We start from the raw sequence: 22,111 nt of genomic DNA, 5'->3' as shown, positions 1-22,111 counted from the left end.
GCACACACATGACTGCCATCACATATCACATTTTCGATAACAATACCGGCGAGGAGATCTATGTTTCTAATGACTTCCGCTTCCAGAGCACGCCTCAACCGGAACATCGTATCAATGATGAAAACATGCGTGATCGCTTTGGCGGACCGGCGGTCGTCAATCGCGTTGAAACAGCGCCGGATGGGTCAATAAATCTGTATGTCGATGGCTCGGAAGAGCGCCTGAACGCGGATAATCAGGACAGTGATCAATCTTACCGCCGTTCATAAAACGATTCAGGCGAGGCCGAGGTGCACGATGCCGAGGCGGCTGGCCTCGGTTTTCAGGCCCCTTTGCGCCGCCGAAAAGCCCGGCGCGCCGCCGCCATCGCTATTATAGAGAATAGCGACGGTCAGTTTGCTGTCGGTAAAGCTGCGCAGGTGGCCGGTAAAGCCGTTGAGGCGGCCGCCGTGCGCGGCGAGCTTCAGGTTTTTCATGGTGCCAAGCCCCTGGCCCAGACCGTATTCAAGCGGATCGGCGCCCCCGCGTTCATAGGCCGGCTTGCCGTTGTTCAGCAGGGTCGGGGTCAGCATGGCCTCTACACTTTCGGGTTTCAGCACCTTGCCGCTGAGTAAGGCACAGTGCCACAGGCACAGATCTTCAGTGGTTGACCGGATGGCGCCGGCGCCGCCCGCGAAACTGGGTGAGATCGGCAGGGCCAGGTCATACTTGGTCGGTGCGCGGAAATTGGGCCGATACCCATTGCAGATGGCGGTGGTGGTGCAGGTCTTGTCTATATTGGTCTGGGAGAGGCCGGCGGGGGCAAACAGGTGTTTGGCGCAGAAGTCGGCGAACGCCATGCCGGACAGCTTTTCGACGACAATGCCGAGCAGGGTAAAGGCGCTGTTGCTGTAAAGCCAGGCGGCGCCAGGCTGGGCACGGTACATAGGCTGGCGCGCCGTGATAATCTTTATGAGTTCGTCCGAGGTGTAATCGCGGTTCTGTGCTTCGGTCAGTATGCTGCTGGCCTGACCGTTGATATAGTCGCCCATGCCTGATGTGTGGCTGAGAAGCTGGCGAAGCGTGATGTTTTCTCCGCGCGGAACGGCGGGCAGGAATTTCCCCAATGTGTCGTCAAGCGTCAACAGGCCGCCTTCGGCGAGCAACAGGATGGCGGCGGCGGTGAACTGCTTGGTGATCGAGGCGACGCGAAATTCGGTCTGTGGCGTGGCGGCGGCATTGGCTTCGATATTGGCCAGGCCGAAGCCCTTTGAATAGAGCAGCACACCGGCGCTCATGACGCTGAGGCTCAGGCCCGGCGTCAGCTTTTTGTCGACCATTGTCTGCCCAAGCGCCGTCAGGGTGGGCCATTCGAGCAGGGGCGGAGCCAGCTTTTTCTTTGTAGGGGCGGTGGGCGTGGCTACCTTTTCGACCGTCCGGATCAGGCTGGGCGCTGCGACATTGCCCGCCAGCGCCGCCAGCATAAGGCCAAGGGTAGAGCGGCGCGTCAGGATAGCCGGGTTTTCATGCGTTGCGGTCATAAGCTTACAAACCAGTATATGCTCCCCATGCGCGCCGCCGTACTGCGCCTAGGGATATAAAAAATCGATAACGAATCTCGTCGCTGCTTGGCGTGAAAGACTTAGACTAATTGCCAAATGGTTTCAAAATCGTTTTAGGTAAACGTAAAATTTACAGGGTCATATTGTCGTGAGCAAATTGTGTTCCGGCCCCGGATCATTGCGCCGCGTGGATCGATAACATGGCTAACGGGCGGTTAAAATTGCCGCCCGGCGGGAATTTGCGGAAGCTTTTGCCGGGATGGGTGTCGTCACGTTTCGATTCGGGGTGTGGCAACCAAAAAATACCAATACATTTCAGTAACTTAAATTAAATTTTTTCAGCCTTTTCGTGGCCCGGCCCTTGCTCTGACAAGGCCAAGCTAAAATGGCTGTGCGGCAAAAGCCGTTTAAAATCCCCCCGACCAGAATGGAAAGGAAATCCGATGTTGAATTCTTCGGTGAACACCAATGTTGGCGCAATGGTTGCGCTGCAAAACCTGAACAAGACCAATTCCGAACTGCAGACGACACAGAACCGTATCAATACCGGTTTGAAAGTGTCTTCAGCCAAGGACGACGGCGCGACCTTTGCCATTGCGCAAAGCCAGCGGGCTTCTGTTGCTTCCTTGGATGCTGTCAAAGACTCGCTGAGCCGGGCGACTTCCTCCGTGGATGTCGCCATGTCGGCGGGTGAAAGCATCTCGGATATGCTCACCCAGATGAAGGAGAAAGCGCTCGCAGCTTCCGACACGTCCCTGGACACCACCAGCCGGACTGCCTTGAACACGGATTTCCAGGCCTTGCGTGATCAGATCACCAAGACCGTCCAGAACGCCACGTTTAACGGTATCAACCTGCTTGATGGGTCCTTGCCGGGTCTGGAGGCACTGGCAAGTGCCGACGGCATTTCCCGAATGACCGTGGCGACTCAAAAGTTGAGTCTGAGCGGCGGAGTCGTGATGCTAAGCACCGCATCCGGCTTCACAAGCGCGACTTCGGCCAGTCTTCTGCTGACCAGCATTGATGACTCGATCAACAATGTTTCGGCGTCTCTGGCGCAAATGGGGACATCTTCTAAGGCTTTGGAGGCTCATGAAACCTTCATTGGCAAATTACAGGACTCGATCACGGCGGGTATCGGCAATCTCGTGGATGCCGACCTGGCGAAGGAAAGCGCCAAGCTTCAGTCACTGCAAACAAAGCAGCAACTGGGGATACAGGCCCTTTCGATTGCCAATCAGGCGCCACAGTTGGTGCTCAGCCTGTTCAAGTAACCTTACGCCGGGGCGGATCGCCTCCGCCCCGGCATATTTTTCCGTCGTCTCGTGGGAGGCGCGAAGGGCGCGCAGATGTGGGCAGAAAATGCCGACTCGGCAAAAATTACCGTCGTGCGGCAAAAAGTGCCCGGCAAAAATGTCCTTAACGGGATATTAAAATCAAACAATTCAATTCATTAGGCGATTTTTCAAATATCTCTAATCCGGCCTTCTTCTTGCATCGCTCCGTTTAGGCAAAATGCCGCCGGCAGACAAAACGTCGCCGGTTTTATCTAGAAGAAGGTTTAGAAACGATGCCTGTGAATAGCGTCAATACCAATGTCGGGGCCATGGTTGCCCTGCAAAATCTCAACAGAACCAACGCCGACCTGCAAACGACCCAGAACCGCATCAATACCGGTTTGAAGGTTTCCAATGCCAAGGATAACGGCGCGACCTGGGCCATCGCCCAAAACCAGCGTTCCGCAGTGTCGTCGCTTGATGCCGTGAAGGACTCCTTGTCCCGCGCGTCTTCGGTCGTCGATGTGGCGTCTTCCGCCGGTGAATCCATCTCCGACATGCTGACCCAGTTGAAGGAAAAGGCCCTGGCCGCTTCCGACACCTCGCTGGACACCACGAGCCGCAAGGCTCTGGACGCCGATTTCAAATCGATCGTCAGCCAGATCAGCAAAACCATCGAAAACTCGTCCTTCAACGGCATCAATCTGCTGGATGGCAGCAAGGCGAGCATTACCGCCCTGGCGAATGACAAGGGCACGAGCGTTATGACCGTCACGGCTCAGGATATGAGTCTTTCGACCACTGGCGCCGGGTCTATCATTACGCTTTCGCTGGGCGCGGCCCTGAGCTCGGCTACCCATGCCGGTTCGTTGCTGACGACCCTCGATACCTCGATCAGCGCAGTGTCGTCGGCTCTGGCCAATCTCGGCACCGCGTCGAAATCCCTGGAAAACCACGCCACTTTCGTTGGCAAGCTCCAGGATTCGATCACGGCGGGTATCGGTAATCTTGTTGATGCCGACCTGGCTAAGGAAAGCGCCAATCTCCAGGCTCTGCAAACGAAGCAGCAGCTCGGCATTCAGGCCCTGTCCATTGCCAACCAGTCGACCTCGACTGTTCTCAGCCTGTTCCGTTAATCGGTCCAAAGCCTCTGAAAGTGGGAGGCGGGCCGCAAGCTCGTCTCCCATTTTCTTTTTAACCCCATTCTATCGGAGGGCGCCAGACGTGTAACAGCGCGGGCGATTTACGAAGATGATCAATAATATTTTGAGCTTTCCGCAGGTGACTGACGTGCCTCACGTCAAGCCCGCGCCGGATGTGCCCAGGGAAATTGCTGCGGGCAGTGGCTCCGAACAAGCCAAGAACCAGGACGATTCCCATCAGTCCGGAAGCAGCGGCCAGGCGCCGACCCCAGCCTACCTGTTGCGCCTGACGGTCGACAAGGACCCTGACACCGGCGACTGGGTTTACAAGGCCATCGATCGCTATACCGGCGAAGTGGTTCGCATCCTGCCGCGTCAGGCGCTTGTCAAGATGAAGGAGTCGGCGAGTTACAAGGCCGGTTCTGTCATTAAAACAGACGTTTAGAGCAGACTCCTAACGTCTGAATTTATAATTATCCACCGTGCATTGTCCAATGCGCGGAAAAAGTCGTTTGCGCCCGTTAACCATTTGCTTACCATGAACGTTAAGACTTTGCTGAGTCGGCGTTTTTATAGAAGGTATTTGGGCCATGACAGTGAGCGTTCATACGAACTCCTCCGCGATGATCGCCTTGCAGAATCTGAATTCTACCAACAAAAGTTTGGAAGATGCGCAACAAAAAATCAGCACGGGCCTGGCGGTTTCCTCAGCCAAGGATAACGCGTCGGTTTACGCCATCGCGCAAGGGCAGCGGGCGGACCTCGGCGGCCTGAAAGCCGTCACCGACAGCCTCAACCGGGCTTCGTCGATCGCCGATGTGTCGCTGGCGGCGGGGGAATCGGTCTCCGATCTTCTCAACCAGTTGCGCGAAAAGGTGATCGGGGCGATGGATACCTCCATCGACACCACGTCACGCAACGCATTGAGCAGCGATTACAAGGCGATTCTCGGTCAGATCACCCACGTTGTTGAAAATGCCGCCTTCAATGGTTCGAACATCATTGATGGGTCGCTGGCGACCTCTATCCAGTTTATCGCCAATGCCGACGCCAATTCGGTCATTACCCTGAGCGTCCGTACCATTGCGCTTGGCGGCCCGATCATCACCCTGTCGGCGGGCACGGACCTGTCTACGGCCACAGCGGCCTCGGCGCTTCTTGGCCAGCTCGATACATCGATCGACAACCTGAACGCCAATCTCGGCGCGCTCGGGTCTCAGGCCAAGCAGATCGAGGGCCATCTGAGCTTTGTGTCGAAATTGCAGGACTCGATCACCGGCGGCATCGGCAATCTGGTTGATGCCGACATGGCAAAGGAAAGCTCACGCCTTCAGGCCCTTCAGGTCCAGCAGCAACTTGGCACCCAGGCGCTGTCGATCGCCAACCAGTCGCCGCAGCAGATCCTGTCGCTGTTCAAGTAGGGCGCGGTATAAGCGGGCAGGCCGGATATCTTCAAAGGGCGGACGCAGGTTCACCTTTTTTTTGCATTTTCCTGATGGTGGAAGGCTTATTTTGTCAGGCGTTGCCGCGTATTAATGCCAAACGTTTACGACTCTTAAGGATTATCCGCTGATACTACACAGCGGTACGTGTGTTAACTCCGGAAGAATCCTGACGTGATCTCGTTCGACGCCTCATTGCTGACGAACTATTACAATGCCAAGATGGGTATTGTAACGCAGGATGCGTCATCTTCAGGTGTGTCTTCCGGCGGCGCCAGCAGCACCAAAACCAATTCGCCGACGGGGCAGGCGGCGGCGCCATCCGCGCCCTGGACGGGCAGTTCCGGCATGTTGTCCGAAGACGATCTGGTCAGCCGGGTTTTGTCTGGCCGCCGGTTTATCGACCCCAATGCGGTGACCTCCAATGTAACCGGCGCCTCGCCTGATTACACTAAGCTCTTCACCCTGTATCAGGGTCTGAATGCGCTGGAAGGCCTGGCAACCAAGGCGCAGGATTCCAAGATATCGCCCCTGGCTCTGGCTGCGGCCCAGCGCCGGTTCACCGCCGGCATGGCGGAGGTCAGCGACTATCTTTCCGGCACAAGTTATGATCACCTGTCCCTGACCGAAGGCACCCTGACAAGCGAGCTTAAGGGCACGGTGGGCACGGCGCGGACCGATACGGTCTACACCGGGCCGGCGATCCAGACTGGTTCCGCCAGCACCGCGGTCAAGGCCTTCGAGGGAGACGTCAAGTTTTCGATGAGCGTCAAAAAGATCGGCACGGCCACGCCGTTCACCGTCGATATCGACCTGTCGGAAATGGGCACGCAGACGCGCAGCATGTCGAATGTGGTCAGCTTCATCAATGACAAGCTGAAAGCACAGGGGCTTCAGACCAAGTTCGTGGTTAACCGGACGCCGGCCGTCCCAACGACAACCATGATCAACGGCAAGACCGTCACCTTGTCCGCCGGACAGGATACATTCGGCTTGCAGATCAAGGGGGTGACGACCGAGGCCCTGACCATGAGCGCGCCGGCCTTGCAGGATTCGGTCTATGTCGTGCAGACGACCGGCGACCCGAACATCACCACCACCAAAAAAGCAGGCGACGGCACGAAAACCGAGACCAACAGCGTCACGTCGCAGATCCTGAAATTCCAGACCGACAGTTCCAGCACGGCCGAACAGCCGGCCGAGGCCATTTCCAAGGTAGGCGCGCAATACTGGACTGCGGGTGAATCCGGCCAGACCGTGCTGCCGGATTCGATCGCCAATGTGAATGGCAATGGCGCGTCCGACGACACCATCGCCAATGCCCTGCAAACCGCTGCCGGGCCGGATGGCTCGTTGTACGTGCTGGCGAATGTCGATAATACGACCGACGATCAGACCATCAAGGGCACGCAGGATGTCGCCCTGATCAAGTACGATTCGGCCGGCAAGATCGTTTTTACCCGGACCCTGGGATCGTCCGATACGGCTTCGGGCCTGGCCCTCACGGTCTCCGCCGATGGCAAGGTGGCCGTGACCGGTTCGGTGACCGGCGCGCTCAATGTCGCCACCACCAAGACGACGACTTATGGCACGGGCGAGAACACGGCGACCAGCACCTCGACCACCACGACCAGCCTCAATGGCGCCAACAATACGACCACGGACAGCTTTGTGACTGTCTACGATTCCAGCGGCGTCGAGCAATGGACGCAACGGCGCGGCGCGACCGGGGCCGATGAAGCGACCTCGGTGGCTTTCGGCGACGATGGGTCGGTCTATGTCGGCGGCAAGACGCAAGGGCTGATGCAGGGCGCAGGCGGCACGGCGCAAGGCGGCTGGGACGGTTACGTCATGGGCTTTTCGGCTACGGGGGATTATAAATTCACCGTCCAGACCGGCACGGCGCAGAGCGATATGGTCTCGCAACTGAAGACGGACGGCAATACGCTTTATGTCGCCGGCGTCGAGGCGGGCAACGCGACTCTGAAAACCTTTGACCTCGGCTCGTATGATGTCACCGACGCCAAGGGCGTGACGACGACGAAGTATACGGCCACGCAGTCGGCGTCGCGCGATCTCGGCGGCATCGGCGGCGGCACGATCAGCGGCATGTCGATCTATAACGGCAAGGTCTATCTCGGCGGTTCGTCCGGTTCGGGCGGCCTGCTCAGCGCCACCGGCACGACCACGGCGGCCTATTCCGGTTCGTATGACGCGTTCGCCCTGTCGGTTGACAAGGATCTGTCGGTGACGACCGCCGACCGTGTGGCTTTTTATGGCGGCACGGGTGTTGAAAAAGACGCCAAGGTGCAGTTCGCCAATGGCAAGGCGTGGATATCCGGCCAGACCAACGGCGAGATCGCCGGCACGACCAAGGTCAACGGCAAGGACGCCTATCTGGCGCGGCTGAATATCGATAGCGGCGCGGTCGAATACCAGACCCGCTATACCGGCGTTAACGGGACGGTGACGCCCAATGCCATCGCTGTTTCAGCTAATTCCGGCAGTGTGCTTGATCGCCTTGGCCTGCCGCTTGGCAAGATTGAAACAACCGATTCCAAGCTGATCACGTCGGGCACCAGCGTGCGCACCGGTGACCAGTTCTATCTGGTCGATCCCAAAACCGGCGTAAGGAAGGCCATCACCATTGAGGCTAATGATACGCTGGAAAGCCTGGCGAAAAAGATCACCCGCGCATCGGGCTACAGGCTGACGGCTGACGTCACCAAGGTCACCGGCAAGCAGATCGACCGGCTGGACATCAAGCCGGCCAACAAGACGAGCCAGATGGAAATCATCAGCGGGCCGGCGGGCAAGGATGCGCTGGCGGGGCTGGGCCTCGCCAACGGCATGATCACCAATGACGCCGACAAGACGATGGACGTCAAATCGAGCAACTACCTGACGGCGCAAAAGACGATGGGGCTTGAATTCGATACGTCGCTTAACCTGAATTCCGACGCCAATATCGCCAAGGCGCTTGCCTCCTTGCAGGCAACGCTGAAAAACGTCCAGAAGGCCTATACCTATTTGCGTTACGGCGATCCGCAGGACAGCGACACCGCCAAAAAGGGCAGGACCGGCGGCGCGGTTCCGCAATATATGACCGACAAGATCGCCAATTATCAGGCGGCCCTTAATCGCCTGACAGGCGGCGCCTGACCCACTGCTTGACAGGCGTCCGGGAACAGGGTCTTTATTTTTCTTAAAATCTGACGCGGTAAAGCTGTGGCCGTCATTTGGTTGCCATCTTTTCGCGTCACCTGTATTATGGTTAAGTTTGGTAAGGCGCGTGGATCGCGCTGGCGAGGGGAGTTTATGGCCAAGGATCAAAAGCGCTGGATCGCCATCGGCATCGGGGCGGCGGTGGCTGTCATTGTCGGTATCATACTGGCCATGAGTGTCTCTCACGGCCACAAGGACGACGAGAAGATGAACGATCAGCCAACCGGCCTGACCTTCACGGTCGCCGACCCGGCGCCTTCGCTCGATACTAAAAAACCCCTGCGTTGCTATGTCAATGGCGCCTATGTCGGCGACGTGACACTGGCCGAATGCGCCAAGAAGAACGGCGTCGCCGCCCAGCAGCTTGATGTCGGTATCGATGACAACGGCAATCAGATCGCGGCCCCCACGGCGTCGCTGGTGCCTGTGCCGGGCGCGCCGGTCAGCGCCACTGTGGCGGAACCGGCCGATCCCGCCCAGGGCGCCGAGATCGTGCCCGATACCCGCGCCGGAACCGGCCCCACCGCCGCCTGCCTGCGCTACAGCAGCAATTCCTGGAACAAGCTGTCGGACAACATCACGCTGGGCCAGTGCGCCGTCCTGCTTTTCGATACGCGTTGCGTGTCTCCCGGACAGGCCTCCTATGGCCGCTGGGGCAGCAAGACCTTGCGTCTGGTGCCGCGGCGTGTCGAGCAGTCGGATGACAACGCCAGCTTCCGCCCGCTGGTTGATCAGGGGCAGGGGTGTTCGGTGCCGATGGTGCGCTAAAGCGCGCATATGGTATTTTAAAAGGCGGGCCGCGTGTCCGCCTTTTCCATATTTTGTTTGGTCTTTATCTGGCAATCGTGGTTAAATAACGCCAACAAAACAAGGCGGATCGCGAAGGAACAGCCATGAAAATCAAGACACTTCTGCTGATCAGCCTGGCGGGCGGACTTGCCGTCGCCGCCCTTTCCGGCTGCCAGAAACGCGTCAAGGCGCCGGATATCGCCGGCGCCTGCTATTATGTCGGCTACCCCAAGGCCGGCGGACTGAAATTCAACGAACTGTCGAAAAACGAGCCTGATCTCGAACATTGCGCGGTCCGGCTCTATAATGCGCGCATGGACATGATGGCGACGCGAACCGCCGGGCAGCAGACGATCGGCGCCTATAACGGCACCTTCCTCTTCGCCAGCGGCCGTGAGGTGCGTTATTCGCGGCACTACGAAGGGCCAGCCTTCCCGTTGCTGGTAAAGGCCCCTGACGGTCGCCTGGTGGCGCCGGGTTCGGTGGTTCAGGAAGAGGCCCCGACGGGCAATCAGGTGACGGTCGATATCCCGAAAGACCTGCCGCAAATGCCGTCGGATGCGAAGAAGTAACTATCTGTGGAATAGCGGGCGCGCAGGGGCGGCAAAGTGCTTGCAGGCCTTCCCATGAGCGGCGGAAGGTTCTAGTGTTAACTATTCGACTCAATAGTCGCGCAGGGCTGATTCTGCCCGCGCGCAATGGAACAAAGGAGCGCGGCAAGCGCTCAGACAATAAGGAAATTTACGATGGCAGGCAGTGTCAATAAAGTCATTCTGATCGGCAATCTCGGCAAGGATCCCGAAATCCGCAATATGCCCTCCGGCGATCGCATCGCCAACCTGACGATCGCCACTTCGGAAAGCTGGCGCGACAAGGCGACGGGCGAGCGCAAGGAAAAAACCGAGTGGCATCGCGTGGTTATCTTCAACGACAACCTCGCCAAGATCGCCGAGCAGTATCTGCGCAAGGGTTCCTCGGTCTATGTCGAGGGAAGCCTGCAAACGCGCAAGTGGACCGACCAGCAGGGCGTCGAGAAGTATTCGACCGAAGTCGTCCTGCAACGCTTCAACGGAAACCTGACGCTTCTCGGCGGCCGCGGCGACAGTGGCGGCGGGGCCTCGCAAGGCGGCGGTTATGACCAGTATGAGGATTCCTACGGCGGCGCGCCGGCGTCTTCCGGTCCGAAGGCAGCCCCTGCCGGCGCGCCTCAGAATTTCGACCTGGATGATGAAATCCCGTTCTAGGCAAGACTGGCACCCCTAAGCATTTTAACAATCCACGCGCCCCCCTGGGCGGCGTGGATGCACATAAGACATTGAATTCATGAACGATACGACATCTGGCGAAGTTTTGGGTCCTGAAGACGAGGACCCCCGTAACGGCTTTGGCGGTCAGCCGCCGTCCGGCATCAGCTTCATCACGATCGAAGACGAACTGAAGCGCTCCTATCTCGATTACGCCATGAGCGTCATCGTGTCGCGCGCCTTGCCGGATGCTCGTGACGGCCTGAAACCCGTCCACCGCCGCATCATGTATTCGATGCACAAGGAAGGGCATACGCCCGAAAAATCCTATGTGAAATGTTCGCGTATCGTCGGTGACGTGATGGGTAAATACCATCCGCACGGCGATCTGGCGATCTACAACTCCCTGGTCCGCATGGCGCAGCCCTTCTCGATGGGCCTGCTGCTGGTCGATGGGCAAGGCAATTTCGGCTCGGTCGACGGCGATGCGCCGGCCGCCATGCGTTACACCGAATCGCGCCTGTCGAAACCGGCCATGTCGCTTCTGGCAGATATCGACAAGGACACGGTCGATTTCCGGCCCAACTATGACGGCAAGGAGGATGAACCCTCGGTCCTGCCGTCACGCATTCCGAACCTGCTGGTCAATGGCGCCGGCGGCATTGCCGTCGGCATGGCCACCAATATCCCGCCGCACAATCTCGGCGAAGTGATCGACGCCTGTCTGGCCATGCTGGATAATCCGAACGTCACGCTTGAAGAACTGCTCGATATCGTGCCGGGGCCGGATTACCCCACCGGCGGCGAAATTCTTGGCCGCTCCGGTGCGCGTCAGGCTCTGATGACCGGCCGCGGTTCGGTGGTCACGCGTGGCAAGGCAAGCGTCGAGACGATCCGCAAGGACCGCGAAGGCATCGTCATCACCGAGATTCCCTATCAGGTCAACAAGGCGACCCTGATCGAATACATCGCCGATATGGTGCGCGAAAAGCGTATCGAAGGCATTTCGGATATCCGCGATGAAAGCGATCGTCAGGGGATGCGCGTCGTCGTTGAACTCAAGCGCGACGCCTCAGGTGAGGTTATCCTCAATCAGCTTTATCGTTATACCCAGTTGCAAAGCAGCTTCGGCGTCAACATGCTGGCGCTGGATCATGGCCGTCCGCAACAGATGGGCCTGCGCAAGCTGCTGGAATTGTTCCTCGAATTCCGCGAGGAAGTGGTTGTCCGCCGCACGCGCTACGAACTGAGCAAGGCGCGCGATCGCGGCCATACCCTGGTCGGCCTGTCGATCGCCGTCGCCAATATCGATGAAGTCATCCACATCATCCGTTCGTCGGCCGATCCGAGCGAAGCCCGCCAGCGCCTGACCTCGCGCACCTGGCCTTCCGGCGACATGGCGCCGATGATCGACCTGATCGCCGATCCGCGCTCCATCGTTCTGGAAGACCGTCAGGTTCGCCTGACCGACGAACAGGCCCGCGCCATCCTGGCGCTCACCCTGTCGCGCCTGACCGGCCTTGGTCGCGATGAAATCGGCGATGAGATCAGGACTCTGGCCGCCGCCATCGCCAACTACCTTGAAATTCTCGGTTCGCGCGAACGCATACTGGCGATCATGCGTGAAGAACTGGTCGAGGTGAGGGCCCTGTTCGCCGTACCGCGCCGCACGACGATCGTCGACGGCGAAGGTGATATCGAAGACGAAGACCTGATCCCGCATGAGGACATGGTGGTGACGGTCACGCACTCCGGCTATGTCAAGCGCACGGCGCTGGCCGCCTATCGTGAGCAACATCGCGGCGGCAAGGGCCGCTCCGGCATGGCGATGAAGGACGAGGACGCCATCACCGGCGTCTATTCGGCCACTACGCACCAGCCGATGCTGTTCTTCTCCTCCACCGGCAAGGTTTACAAGCTCAAGGTCTGGCGTTTGCCGCTCGGCAATCCGCAATCCAAGGGCAAGGCCTTCGTCAACTTGCTGCCGCTCGGCGGCGGCGAAACGATCACCAACATTCTGGCCCTGCCGGAGGATGAAGCCGCGTGGGAACGCCAGGACATCATCTTCGCCACGAAATCGGGCGATATCCGCCGCAACAAGCTGAGCGATTTCGTCAATGTCAACCGCGCCGGCAAGATCGCCATGAAGCTGGAAGACGGCGACGCCATTGTCGGCGTGGCGGTGTGCAATGATGATCAGGACGTGCTGCTTTCCACCGCCGCCGGCCGTTCGATCCGCTTTGCCGTCGATGAGGTGCGCGTCTTCAAGGGCCGGGATTCCACGGGGGTTCGTGGTGTCCGTCTCAATGGCGAGGACAGGGTCATTTCGATGGCGATCCTGAAGCGTGTCGCGGCGACGCCGGCGGAGCGCGCTGAATATCTGAAACGGGCGGCTGCGCTGCGGGCTTCATCAGGTGACGAAGCGGAGGATGTTGTGGCCGTGCCGGAAGAAGACGGCGAAGACCTCGGCGATGAAGCGCCGATGACCGACGAGCGTTTCACCGATCTCCAGACGACCGAGGAATTCATCCTGACCGTCGCCGATACCGGCTTTGGCAAACGAACCTCGTCTTACGATTATCGCCGGACGGGCCGGGGCGGGCAGGGGATCGTCGCTATCGATCTCAGCAAGCGCGGCGGCGAACTGGTGGCTTCTTTCCCGATCGACGCCACGGACGGTATTTTGCTGGTGACATCGGGCGGCCAACTGATCCGCACCAATGTCACAAAAGTGCGTATCGCCAGCCGTAACACTCAGGGCGTGACCATCTTCAAGACGTCGGAAGGCCAGCGGGTTGTCTCGGTTGAACGGGTCGTCGACTCCGGTGAGGATGAGGCGGATGACGGTGCGACAGACGAGACTCCGGCAGTGAACGGCGAAACCTAAACCTGCCGGAGGGGCAATGCAAAGCGACCAAAGAACAGGCCTGTATCCGGGAACATTTGACCCGATCACCAATGGTCACAGCGATATCATTGGCCGGGCCGTCAAGCTGGTCGACAAACTGGTCATCGGCGTGGCGCGCAATATTGGCAAGACGCCGATGTTCACCATCGATGAGCGCGTCGAAATGATGCGCGAACAGGTGGCGCATCTCGGTGATCGGGTCGAGGTCATGCCTTTCGACAGCCTGTTGATTCATTTCGCGCAGGAAGTCGGCGCCGGCGTTATCATTCGCGGCTTGCGCGCCGTGGCTGATTTCGAGTACGAATTCCAGATGACGGCGATGAACCAGCAGCTTAACCGCGAGATAGAGACGGTTTTTTTGATGGCCGATCCGCGCCATCAGGCCGTCGCGTCGCGTTTGGTCAAAGAAATAGCCCAATTGGGCGGCAGTATCGCGCCGTTTGTGGCCCCCAGCGTGGCGGAACGCCTGCTGGCCAAGGTCGCTGGTTGAAAGTTAGACAGGAAGAATGATGTCATTGGTGAAAAAAAGTGCGCTTCTGGCGGGGGCGATAGCGGCTTTGATGGCGACATCTGCATTTGCGCTCGATCCGGGCTACCGGGCGGCCGATCCGAATAATACGCTGGTGATCGATACCACCAAAGGGCAGGTCATTATTGAAATGTATCCGGCCCTGGCGCCGAACCATGTCGAGCGGATGCTCACCCTGACGCGCCAGCATTTTTACGATGGCCTGACCTTCCACCGCGTCATCGAGGACTTCATGGCCCAGACGGGCGATCCCAAGGGCGACGGCACGGGCGATTCGACCCTGCCCAACGTCAAGGCGGAGTTCCTGGTGCGTCATGATTCCAGTTTCCCGTTCACGGTCGCCACGCGTCCGAAAGGTTCAGTGATCGGTTTTGTCGGCGCCATGCCGGTGCAGAGCCAGGTCAACGAACTGATGGCGATTTCCAATGACGGCAAGGTCAATGCCTGGGGCCTGTTCTGCCAGGGCGCCGTCGGTATGGCCCACAGCTTTGATCCGGATTCGGCCAACAGCCAGTTTTTCCTGATGCGCGGCGCCAATGCGTCGCTTGAAAAGAAATATACGGCCTTTGGCGTGGTGCTCACCGGCCTTGACGTGGTGCGCAAGCTGAAGATCGGCGAGCCGCCGGTCAATCCGGACAAGATGACCACGGTACGCGTGCTAGCCGATATCCCTGAAGCCGAGCGCCCGCAGGTCGAGGTCATGGATACCGCTTCGCCGCAATTCCAGGCCGTGCTTGACGCGGTGCGTAAGGACAAGGGCGACAATTTCTCCGATTGCGACGTGACGGTGCCGGCCAAGATACTGAATGCCGCCCCGGCCACCGCGGAAGCCACGCCACCGGAGACCACGCCACCACCGGCCGCACCGGTCGGTAAATAAGATAGGAAAAAGCGCTGGCCCCCATCATATGATATGAGGCCGGCGCTTTTTTTATGCCGTTACGGGTGTCGCCACCGGCCTGGGGCCGCGCCGCCGGCGGCGACGGGTTTTCCTTTTCACCATCGAGAGCAGCAGGCCTTCGCGCAGACCGCGATCGGCCACGCGAAATCTCTGGCAGGGCCACAGACGCTGTATGGCTTCCAGTATGGCGGCGCCGGCCAGCACCAGGTCGGCACGATCCTTGCCGATACAGGGTTCCAATTCACGGCCTTCATGGCCCAGTTCCAGCAGGCGGGTAATGACCGACTGCACATGGCCGTGGCTCATCCACAGGCCATCGACGCGGGACCGGTCATAGCGCTCAAGGCCCAGGTGCATCCCAGCCAGTGAGGTAATCGCGCCGGACGTGCCGACGATATAGGCCTCACCTTTATCGAAATGCGGGCGCAGAGTCTCCGGATCGGAAAAATGACGGACCGTCTGGCTGACATCCTCGATCATGGCCTCGAACCAGGCCTGTGTATGGCCGGAGGCGGGTTCGGGAAAGCGTTCGGCCAGATTGACCACGCCGACCGGAATGGAAATCCAGTAGCGCGGGCGCGGCATTCGGCGGGTGATTTTCAAGGCGTTGTGCTGCGCCAGGCTCTGCGCTTCCGCAACGGACACGGCCGGAGCGGGCGTTTCGTCAGCCAGTTCGACCCAGCTCAGTTCGGTCGAGCCGCCGCCGACATCCATGACCAGGGCGGCGCGCGCCACCGGACTGACCTCGCGGGCATCGAGCAGGGAGGCGCAGCCCATCACCGACAGATGGGCTTCTTCTTCCGGCGAGATGATGGTCAGTTTCAGGCCGGTTTCGCGCTCGACGCGGGCAATGAATTCGCGGCCATTATGGGCGATGCGGCAGGCCTGCGTCGCCACCGCGCGAATCCGTGCCGCGCCCCGTTTTTCGATCTTTTCGGCACAGATTTTCAGTGCTCTCAGCGCCCGGTCCATTGCGCGTTCGTGCAGACGGCCGGAATGGGCCAGGCCTTCGCCCAGGCGGACAATGCGCGAAAAGGCTTCGACAATGCGGAATTGCGAATTGGCGAAGGTAGCGATCATCAGCCGGCAATTATTGGTGCCGAGGTCGATCGCCGCGTAGATGACCGCTGGTTCGCCCCTGACAGTCAGGCCGCCGCCGGATGCGTTACGCGGAACGCCGGGCGGAGTCCGCCGGCGATCGTTTGAGGGAGCCTGCATGGCTCATACCCCGCTTATGGACGGTCGCCGGTCCGACACCATGTCGGAAACCAGGTTTGGAAGTAAACCTGACAGGCAACTTTTCCCGGCCACTTTATGGCCTGCCTTGCGTCATGCCAACCCATAAACTGCCAAAACATAATCGCCGTTATTGAAAATACGCCGGGGCCAACAACCGAATGGAGAAGGGCAGTGCGTTATGCTCCGGCTTCGGTCCATTATGCCGGCGCAGAGTGGGGGCCAGGTAGTTTCATGCAAGAGCAGCGGTCAGCAAAATTCGATATTGGTCAGGTGGTCAAACATAATCTGTTTGAATTCCGCGGCGTTGTTTTCGATGTCGATCCGGAATTCTCCAATACGGAAGAATGGTGGCAGGCGATCCCTGAAAGCGTGCGCCCGCAGAAGAACCAGCCCTTCTATCATCTGCTGGCGACGAATGGCGAGAGTTGCTACGTCGCCTATGCTTCCGAGGCGAATCTATGCGCCGATGATACCGGCCAGCCGCTCACCCATCCGCAGACCCGGTTGATCTTCGAGCGATTCGAAAATGGCCGCTACAAGCCCAAAAGCCGGATGGCGAACTGAAGGGCCGGGCTGTCTCTGAAGATTATCTGTGGAAAAAAGGGCGGAGCCAGAGCGGTTCAGCTTCGGTTCATATTGCACAAGCGATACATGAGGCCTGTGTTTTGCTGCTTATCGCCATGAAATTGTCACGCAAGTCATAGAAAGACTTGGTGAGCGCGCTGGGACTCGAACCCAGGACCCTCTGATTAAAAGTCAGATGCTCTAGCCGGCTGAGCTACGCGCTCATGAAGATAAGTCAGACTTGACCCGCTTTTGAAAAGAGCGGATCAACTGGGGCTCTTCATAGAGTGGACTTTTTAATTTCGCAAGCGCGAGGCGTTGAAAAAAGACGCTTTTCTTATGTATTGTTTTTTTATGTGCAGAATAAGCTATAACGAGGCTAAGCAGGACACAGGCGCTGACGGCGCTTTTGGACTGAAAGTGATGAGGGGGATGCTCGTGAAGGCTGCCAGTGCTGTGAATATCAAGCTTCGAACGTGCGTCCTGGTGGTGCTGGCAGGGGGAACCCTGTTATCCGGTTGTGCGTCAAAGCCTCACTACGACGCCAGCGGCACGCGCATCGAGAAAGAACATCGCAAACCGGTAGATCCCCAGGCGGTGCGGTCTTCCAATGATGACCAGAGCAATAGCTGGGGCGATGCAGTCATGGCGCCGCTCGAAGATCTGAACCTGCGCAAGCATGAAATTCCCGAAATCCTGACCCTGGCGACGACCAAGCCCTATGATCTTACGGGGCTGGATAACTGCGAGGCCATCGCTTCCGAGGTCACCAAGCTTGACAGTCTGCTGGGCGCCGATTTCGACGAGCCGCCGGCGCCGGAAGACAGCCGGACCTTGCGTGAAAAGGGTGGTGAAGCCGCCGGTGATGTGGCGCGCGGGTCGGTCCGCAACGCCACGCGCAGCATTATTCCCTTCCGCGGTCTGGTGCGCCAGATGACCGGCGCACAGCGCCACCAGAAAGAAATGGATAACGCCATCCAGGCCGGAAAGGTGCGCCGCGCCTATCTAAAGGGGGTGGGCATGAACAAGAATTGCGCGCCGCCCGCCGCGCCGTCGTGGTTCGTGCCGCGCGTCTACACCGAAACCTTTTCGGGGCAAACCGTGACGCCCAAACCCATCAATGTGCCGGTCAAGCCAAAGAAAAAGCCGAAGCGCCGTTAAGCCTCTTTGGTTTTCCAGCGCGCCAGCAAATCGGCGCGCAAGGCGTCGAACGTGCCGGCGGTGATGGCGGCGCGGATGCGAATCATCAGAGCCTGGAAGAAGGCGATATTGTGCCACGACAGCAGCATCTGGCCGAGAATTTCTTCCGATTTGACGAGATGGTGCAGGTAGGCCTTTGAATAATCGCGGCTGGCCGGGCAATCGCTCATCGAATCCAGCGGCGTATCATCCTCGGCGAAACGGGCGTTCTTCATGTTGATCGCGCCGTCCCAGGTCCAGACCTGGCCATGACGCCCTGAACGTGTGGGCAGAACGCAATCGAACATATCGACGCCGCGTGCCACGCCTTCCAGCAGGTCGATTGGCTTGCCCACCCCCATCAGGTAACGCGGACGCTCCCACGGCAACAGCGGCGCGCAGTAATCGAGCGTATCGCACATGGCCTGATGCCCTTCGCCAACCGCCAGACCGCCAATGGCGTAACCATCGAAACCGATATCGAGCAGGCGTTCGCTTGATTCCCGGCGCAGGTGTTCGAAAGTGGAGCCTTGCTGGATGCCGAACAGTGCCTGCGTATCGCGCGCACCGAAAGCAGTCTTGGAGCGCAGGCCCCAGCGCGCTGAAAGCTGCAAGGCCTCACGGGCGCGCTTTTCTTCAGCGGGATAAGAGACGCATTCGTCAAGCTGCATGACGATATCCGATTCCAGCAGGTCGGCCTGAATTTCGATGGAGCGCTCCGGCGACAGGACATGCTTCGAGCCGTCGATATGGCTCTGGAAGGTGACAGCCTCCTCTTTCACCTTGGAAATCTTCGACAGGCTCATCACCTGAAAGCCGCCGCTGTCGGTCAGGATCGGGCCATCCCAGCCCATGAATTTATGCAGGCCGCCGAGGCGCGCCACGCGTTCGGCTGTGGGGCGCAGCATCAGGTGATAGGTGTTGCCGAGGATGATTTTGGCGTTGGCCTGTTTGACCATATCGAGTGTCAGGGCCTTGACCGTCGCCGCCGTGCCCACCGGCATAAAGATCGGCGTCGGGATATCGCCGCGCGGGGTCTTGAGAACGCCGGTGCGGGCTTGGCCTTGCGAGGCGGTGATCTGGAATGGGAAGGTACTCATGCGCGCCTAATAGCGGGGAAGGCTTAGGGCGTAAAGAGGAAGCCTTATATGCCGTATAGTTGTCGTTGAAGGTAGCTAATCGCCGAGGGATCAACGGAGGCTTCCGTTTTACCGGGATAGACTTTGCGATAACGTTCCAGTTCGTAGAAGATGGTTCCGTGTATGCCCATGGCATCAGACTTTTTGACTGGTCGTTCGTATAATGCGGTCATAGCGGACTCAACTCTATCCTGTTCAGGAAGGCTATCGAGGTCTTCACTGAACTGAATGTCCTGGTCTGCCTCAGGAAACAGCACCTCAAATTCTTCCGGCGTTGCCTGAAAAATACTGAAGGTGCAATTTGAAGCGCCATCAATGATTTGAATATTTTTCATAGCATAAGCCTCAAGATACGTTTGTCAGTAAACAGGCGTCGCCATAGGAGAAAAAGCGATAGCCGGTGTCTATGGCGTGGGCGTAGGCCTTTTTCATGACGTCGGTGCCGGCCAGGGCGCAGACCAACATGAACAGGGTCGATTTCGGCAGGTGGAAATTGGTCATCAACAGGTCGCAGGACCGGACCTTGACGCCAGGTGTGATGAAGATGGCGGTCTCGGCGGCGAAAGGGTGGATGGTGCCTTGCGGATCGCAAGCGGATTCCAGCAGGCGCAATGAGGTGGTGCCGACGCAGATAATCCGCCCGCCGGACGCACGAACCGCATTGATCCGCTCAGCACTTTCCGGCGTGATGACGCCGAACTCGGCGTGCATGACATGATCGTCGGTGTCCTCGACCTTGACCGGCAGGAAGGTGCCTGCGCCGACATGCAGGGTAATGCGTTCGATGCCGACGCCTTTAGCTGTCAGCTTTTCAAGCAGGGCCGGGGTGAAGTGCAGGCCGGCGGTCGGAGCGGCCACCGAGCCTTCATCCCTGGCGAAAATGGTCTGGTAATCGCTTTTGTCCTGCTCGTCCTCATGGCGTTTCGAGCGGATATAGGGTGGCAGCGGCATCCCGCCGACGATATGCAGGCGCTCCAGCAGTTCCTGCGGGCCATGCTGAAAATCAAGCGTATACAGGCCATTATCGTCCTTGGCGGAAACGATAGCGTTCAATTTCGCTGCATCATTTTTGAATTGCAATTTATCTCCCGGCCTGACCTTTCGGCCGGGTTTCAGGAAAGCCTGCCATTGCGTCGCACCTGTGCTTTTGACCAGCGTGGCCTCGATGTTGACCATGCTGTCTTCGCGGATGCGCTGGCCATCGAGTTGCGTTGGCAACACGCGGGTGTCATTGACCACAAGCAGATCACCAGCATGAAGATAATCGGCCATGTCGCCGATATGGCTGTCGGTGAGCGCCCCTTCTGCATCGACGCGTAGCAACCGGGCGGCCTCGCGCGGTTCGGCGGGACGCAGGGCGATGCGGTCTTCGGGCAGGTCGAAATCGAAATTGGAAATCAGCATGTCGCTGTCTCAAGCCGCAAAAGAGTATCAGGTCAAGACTTAAACAGTGGGAAGCTTGGACGATATGGCAGGATCAGGCCGCCTGGCGCGCGTCATTGCCCGGATTGATCCAGTCCAGGCCTTCATCAAAGGTATCGCAAATTGCGATGCGGCGGTGCGGCATGACATCCAGCATGGCTTTCAGATTGAAAGTGAGATCGCAATTGCCGCCGACAAGCGCCATGCTGCGGCCCTGATCACGACCACACGTGAGCGCCGTCCATTTTTCGGTCAGGAATTTGAGATAATCGCGCGACAGGTCGGCTTCGTAGCGGCGAAAGTCGAATATGGCATTGAAAAGCCAGGGACTTTCGACAGTGGCCAGCAGGTCTATCAGGTCGGGACCCGGTTCCTGATCGTTGCGCACACTATGGAAGCGGATAATCAGGATCATATTGGCGCGGTCCACCGTGACCGCAAAACGCGAACGCTTACTCATACTAAAAACCCTTGCAGGATACTCTACTGTTTGGCGGTAATATTGTCGCCAGAGTTGAGTACCCTGCGTCAGAGGTCTTAAGATGGATTTAAACCACAGGCTTAAACCCCTCTTTACCACGCAGCCTTAGGCCACGTCGGCGGCCACCTTCATGGTGACGATCTTGCCGGGGGTGCGCGGCGGCTCACCCTTGGGGAGGGCGTCGACATTTTCCATGCCTTCTGTCACCTGGCCCCAGACGGTGTACTGGTTGTCGAGGAATTTGGCGTCGTCAAAAACGATAAAGAACTGGCTGTCGGCCGAATCCGGATTTTGCGAGCGGGCCATCGAGCAAATGCCGCGGACGTGCGGCTCGGCGTTGAACTCGGCCTTGATCTTTTTGCCGGAACCGCCAAAGCCCTGACCCTGGGGGTCACCGCCCTGGGCCATGAAGCCGGGAATGACGCGGTGGAAAACGATACCGTCATAGAAGCCTTCGCGCGCCAGTTCCTTGATGCGTGCGACGTGGTTCGGCGCCAGATCAGGGCGCAACTTTATGGTGACGGGGCCGGTATCGAGCGTCAGGATCAGGGTGTTTTCGGGATCGGTGGACATGGGTGTCTCCTTTGGAAAAATCGTGGGCCTGACATAGGGGCTGATCAGGACAATTGCAAAATAAAAACTAGGCGGCGCACTCTTTTGGCTTTGTCTCGCCGGGGCCGTACATGGCGCAGGACCGGTCGATCTCACCCTGGATCATCTGGCAGGTATTGGCGGCATTGCAGGGCGGATGCGTGGCGGGCGAGACCATGATGCAGCGCTCGACCAACCGGTCCGAGGCCGCCTTGCCGATTTCGGACAGGCATGTGCCATCGGCCTGTGCGCCGGAAGATGCGGGTTCGGCAGGTATTGCAATAGAGGTCCGAGCCGGTTCAGGACCGGAGACGGAAGAAGCAACCCCCGTTTCTTTTGGCGGGGCTGGCGAACAGGCAGCAACAAGAAGGGCGATGGTGAGCAGGGCGGGGATATGGCGCATGACGGCTCCTCGATTTGCGGCATACCCTAGCAGCAAAGAAAGTAAGGAAAAAATAGTTTCCGCATCCCCGGTAAAAACCAGTATAGACGGCGGTT

Annotated in this window: 22 protein-coding genes and 1 tRNA gene; 14 read left to right on the top strand and 9 right to left on the bottom strand. The window is 58.7% G+C overall.

Features of this window, described 5'->3' with window-relative positions:
- Positions 1–8 precede the first annotated feature (8 nt).
- A complete protein-coding gene (locus VL130_RS15620) occupies positions 9–269 on the top strand; it encodes a hypothetical protein (RefSeq protein WP_325364173.1) in 261 nt (86 codons plus the stop codon).
- Between the two features lie 6 nt (positions 270–275).
- On the opposite strand, the gene VL130_RS15615 is transcribed toward VL130_RS15620, so the two are convergent.
- Positions 276–1,520: a serine hydrolase domain-containing protein gene (locus tag VL130_RS15615; protein WP_325364170.1), complete on the bottom strand. Its 1,245-nt coding sequence runs from the start codon at positions 1,518–1,520 to the stop codon at positions 276–278.
- 464 nt (positions 1,521–1,984) lie between these two features.
- Here VL130_RS15615 and VL130_RS15610 point away from each other — a divergent pair, with 464 nt between their 5' ends.
- The 11 genes from VL130_RS15610 (at position 1,985) to VL130_RS15560 (ending at position 14,977) form a co-directional block, all read left to right on the top strand.
- Positions 1,985–2,815 carry a flagellin gene (locus tag VL130_RS15610; protein WP_325364168.1) on the top strand — a complete coding sequence of 277 codons (831 nt, stop codon included), beginning with the start codon at positions 1,985–1,987 and terminating at the stop codon, positions 2,813–2,815.
- Positions 2,816–3,111: 296 nt separating this feature from the next.
- Complete coding sequence (locus tag VL130_RS15605) at positions 3,112–3,954, top strand: flagellin (RefSeq protein ID WP_325364167.1); 843 nt, start codon at positions 3,112–3,114, stop codon at positions 3,952–3,954.
- Between the two features lie 115 nt (positions 3,955–4,069).
- The gene (locus tag VL130_RS15600; RefSeq protein WP_325364165.1) at positions 4,070–4,405 is read left to right on the top strand and encodes a flagellar biosynthesis protein FlaG; all 336 of its coding nucleotides are present in this window, start codon (positions 4,070–4,072) and stop codon (positions 4,403–4,405) included.
- Positions 4,406–4,550: 145 nt separating this feature from the next.
- Positions 4,551–5,381 carry a flagellin gene (locus VL130_RS15595; protein WP_325364163.1) on the top strand — a complete coding sequence of 277 codons (831 nt, stop codon included), beginning with the start codon at positions 4,551–4,553 and terminating at the stop codon, positions 5,379–5,381.
- Positions 5,382–5,576: 195 nt separating this feature from the next.
- Complete coding sequence (locus VL130_RS15590) at positions 5,577–8,564, top strand: transcriptional regulator (RefSeq protein ID WP_325364161.1); 2,988 nt, start codon at positions 5,577–5,579, stop codon at positions 8,562–8,564.
- 156 nt (positions 8,565–8,720) lie between these two features.
- Entirely contained in the window at positions 8,721–9,395 is a 675-nt protein-coding gene (locus VL130_RS15585; protein ID WP_325364159.1) for a hypothetical protein, read from the top strand.
- Between the two features lie 125 nt (positions 9,396–9,520).
- Positions 9,521–9,988 (top strand): hypothetical protein, encoded by a 468-nt coding sequence (locus VL130_RS15580; protein ID WP_325364157.1) that lies wholly within the window; start codon positions 9,521–9,523, stop codon positions 9,986–9,988.
- A gap of 174 nt (positions 9,989–10,162) precedes the next feature.
- On the top strand, positions 10,163–10,660 hold the full coding sequence (ssb, locus tag VL130_RS15575; protein WP_325364155.1) for a single-stranded DNA-binding protein: 498 nt from the start codon (positions 10,163–10,165) through the stop codon (positions 10,658–10,660).
- Positions 10,661–10,739: 79 nt separating this feature from the next.
- Positions 10,740–13,547 (top strand): DNA gyrase subunit A, encoded by a 2,808-nt coding sequence (gyrA, locus tag VL130_RS15570; RefSeq protein WP_325364153.1) that lies wholly within the window; start codon positions 10,740–10,742, stop codon positions 13,545–13,547.
- 16 nt (positions 13,548–13,563) lie between these two features.
- A complete protein-coding gene (gene coaD / locus VL130_RS15565) occupies positions 13,564–14,058 on the top strand; it encodes a pantetheine-phosphate adenylyltransferase (RefSeq protein WP_325364151.1) in 495 nt (164 codons plus the stop codon).
- A 19-nt stretch (positions 14,059–14,077) separates the two neighbouring features.
- The gene (locus VL130_RS15560; RefSeq protein ID WP_325364149.1) at positions 14,078–14,977 is read left to right on the top strand and encodes a peptidylprolyl isomerase; all 900 of its coding nucleotides are present in this window, start codon (positions 14,078–14,080) and stop codon (positions 14,975–14,977) included.
- Between the two features lie 51 nt (positions 14,978–15,028).
- Here VL130_RS15560 and VL130_RS15555 read toward each other — a convergent pair whose 3' ends face one another.
- Entirely contained in the window at positions 15,029–16,216 is a 1,188-nt protein-coding gene (locus VL130_RS15555) for a Ppx/GppA phosphatase family protein (RefSeq protein ID WP_414636301.1), read from the bottom strand.
- Positions 16,217–16,468: 252 nt separating this feature from the next.
- On the opposite strand from VL130_RS15555, the gene hspQ reads away from it, so the two are divergent.
- Positions 16,469–16,801 (top strand): heat shock protein HspQ, encoded by a 333-nt coding sequence (gene hspQ, locus VL130_RS15550; protein WP_325364255.1) that lies wholly within the window; start codon positions 16,469–16,471, stop codon positions 16,799–16,801.
- 147 nt (positions 16,802–16,948) lie between these two features.
- Here the strand turns inward: hspQ and VL130_RS15545 are convergent.
- Positions 16,949–17,025 (bottom strand) — tRNA-Lys (locus VL130_RS15545).
- A gap of 214 nt (positions 17,026–17,239) precedes the next feature.
- Between VL130_RS15545 and VL130_RS15540 the strand changes: the two genes are divergently transcribed.
- Positions 17,240–17,962, top strand: a complete 723-nt coding sequence (locus VL130_RS15540) for a hypothetical protein (RefSeq protein WP_325364147.1) — start codon at positions 17,240–17,242, stop codon at positions 17,960–17,962.
- Here VL130_RS15540 and tgt read toward each other — a convergent pair.
- The 6 genes from tgt to VL130_RS15510 all read right to left on the bottom strand — a co-directional run bounded on the left by tgt (position 17,959) and on the right by VL130_RS15510 (position 22,016).
- A complete protein-coding gene (gene tgt / locus VL130_RS15535) occupies positions 17,959–19,080 on the bottom strand; it encodes a tRNA guanosine(34) transglycosylase Tgt (RefSeq protein WP_325364145.1) in 1,122 nt (373 codons plus the stop codon). The genes VL130_RS15540 and tgt overlap by 4 nt on opposite strands.
- A 44-nt stretch (positions 19,081–19,124) precedes the next feature.
- The gene (locus tag VL130_RS15530) at positions 19,125–19,454 is read right to left on the bottom strand and encodes a hypothetical protein (protein WP_325364143.1); all 330 of its coding nucleotides are present in this window, start codon (positions 19,452–19,454) and stop codon (positions 19,125–19,127) included.
- Between the two features lie 10 nt (positions 19,455–19,464).
- Positions 19,465–20,523 (bottom strand): tRNA preQ1(34) S-adenosylmethionine ribosyltransferase-isomerase QueA, encoded by a 1,059-nt coding sequence (queA, locus tag VL130_RS15525; RefSeq protein ID WP_325364141.1) that lies wholly within the window; start codon positions 20,521–20,523, stop codon positions 19,465–19,467.
- Between the two features lie 73 nt (positions 20,524–20,596).
- Positions 20,597–21,001, bottom strand: a complete 405-nt coding sequence (locus VL130_RS15520) for a hypothetical protein (protein WP_325364139.1) — start codon at positions 20,999–21,001, stop codon at positions 20,597–20,599.
- A gap of 126 nt (positions 21,002–21,127) precedes the next feature.
- A complete protein-coding gene (locus tag VL130_RS15515) occupies positions 21,128–21,595 on the bottom strand; it encodes a peptidylprolyl isomerase (RefSeq protein ID WP_325364137.1) in 468 nt (155 codons plus the stop codon).
- 67 nt (positions 21,596–21,662) lie between these two features.
- Entirely contained in the window at positions 21,663–22,016 is a 354-nt protein-coding gene (locus VL130_RS15510) for a hypothetical protein (RefSeq protein WP_325364135.1), read from the bottom strand.
- Positions 22,017–22,111 lie beyond the last annotated feature (95 nt).

Source organism: Asticcacaulis sp., assembly GCF_035497195.1.
Lineage (GTDB): Bacteria > Pseudomonadota > Alphaproteobacteria > Caulobacterales > Caulobacteraceae > Asticcacaulis.
Note: the sequence above shows the minus strand (reverse complement) of the source record. Positions and strands in the feature narration are given on the sequence as shown.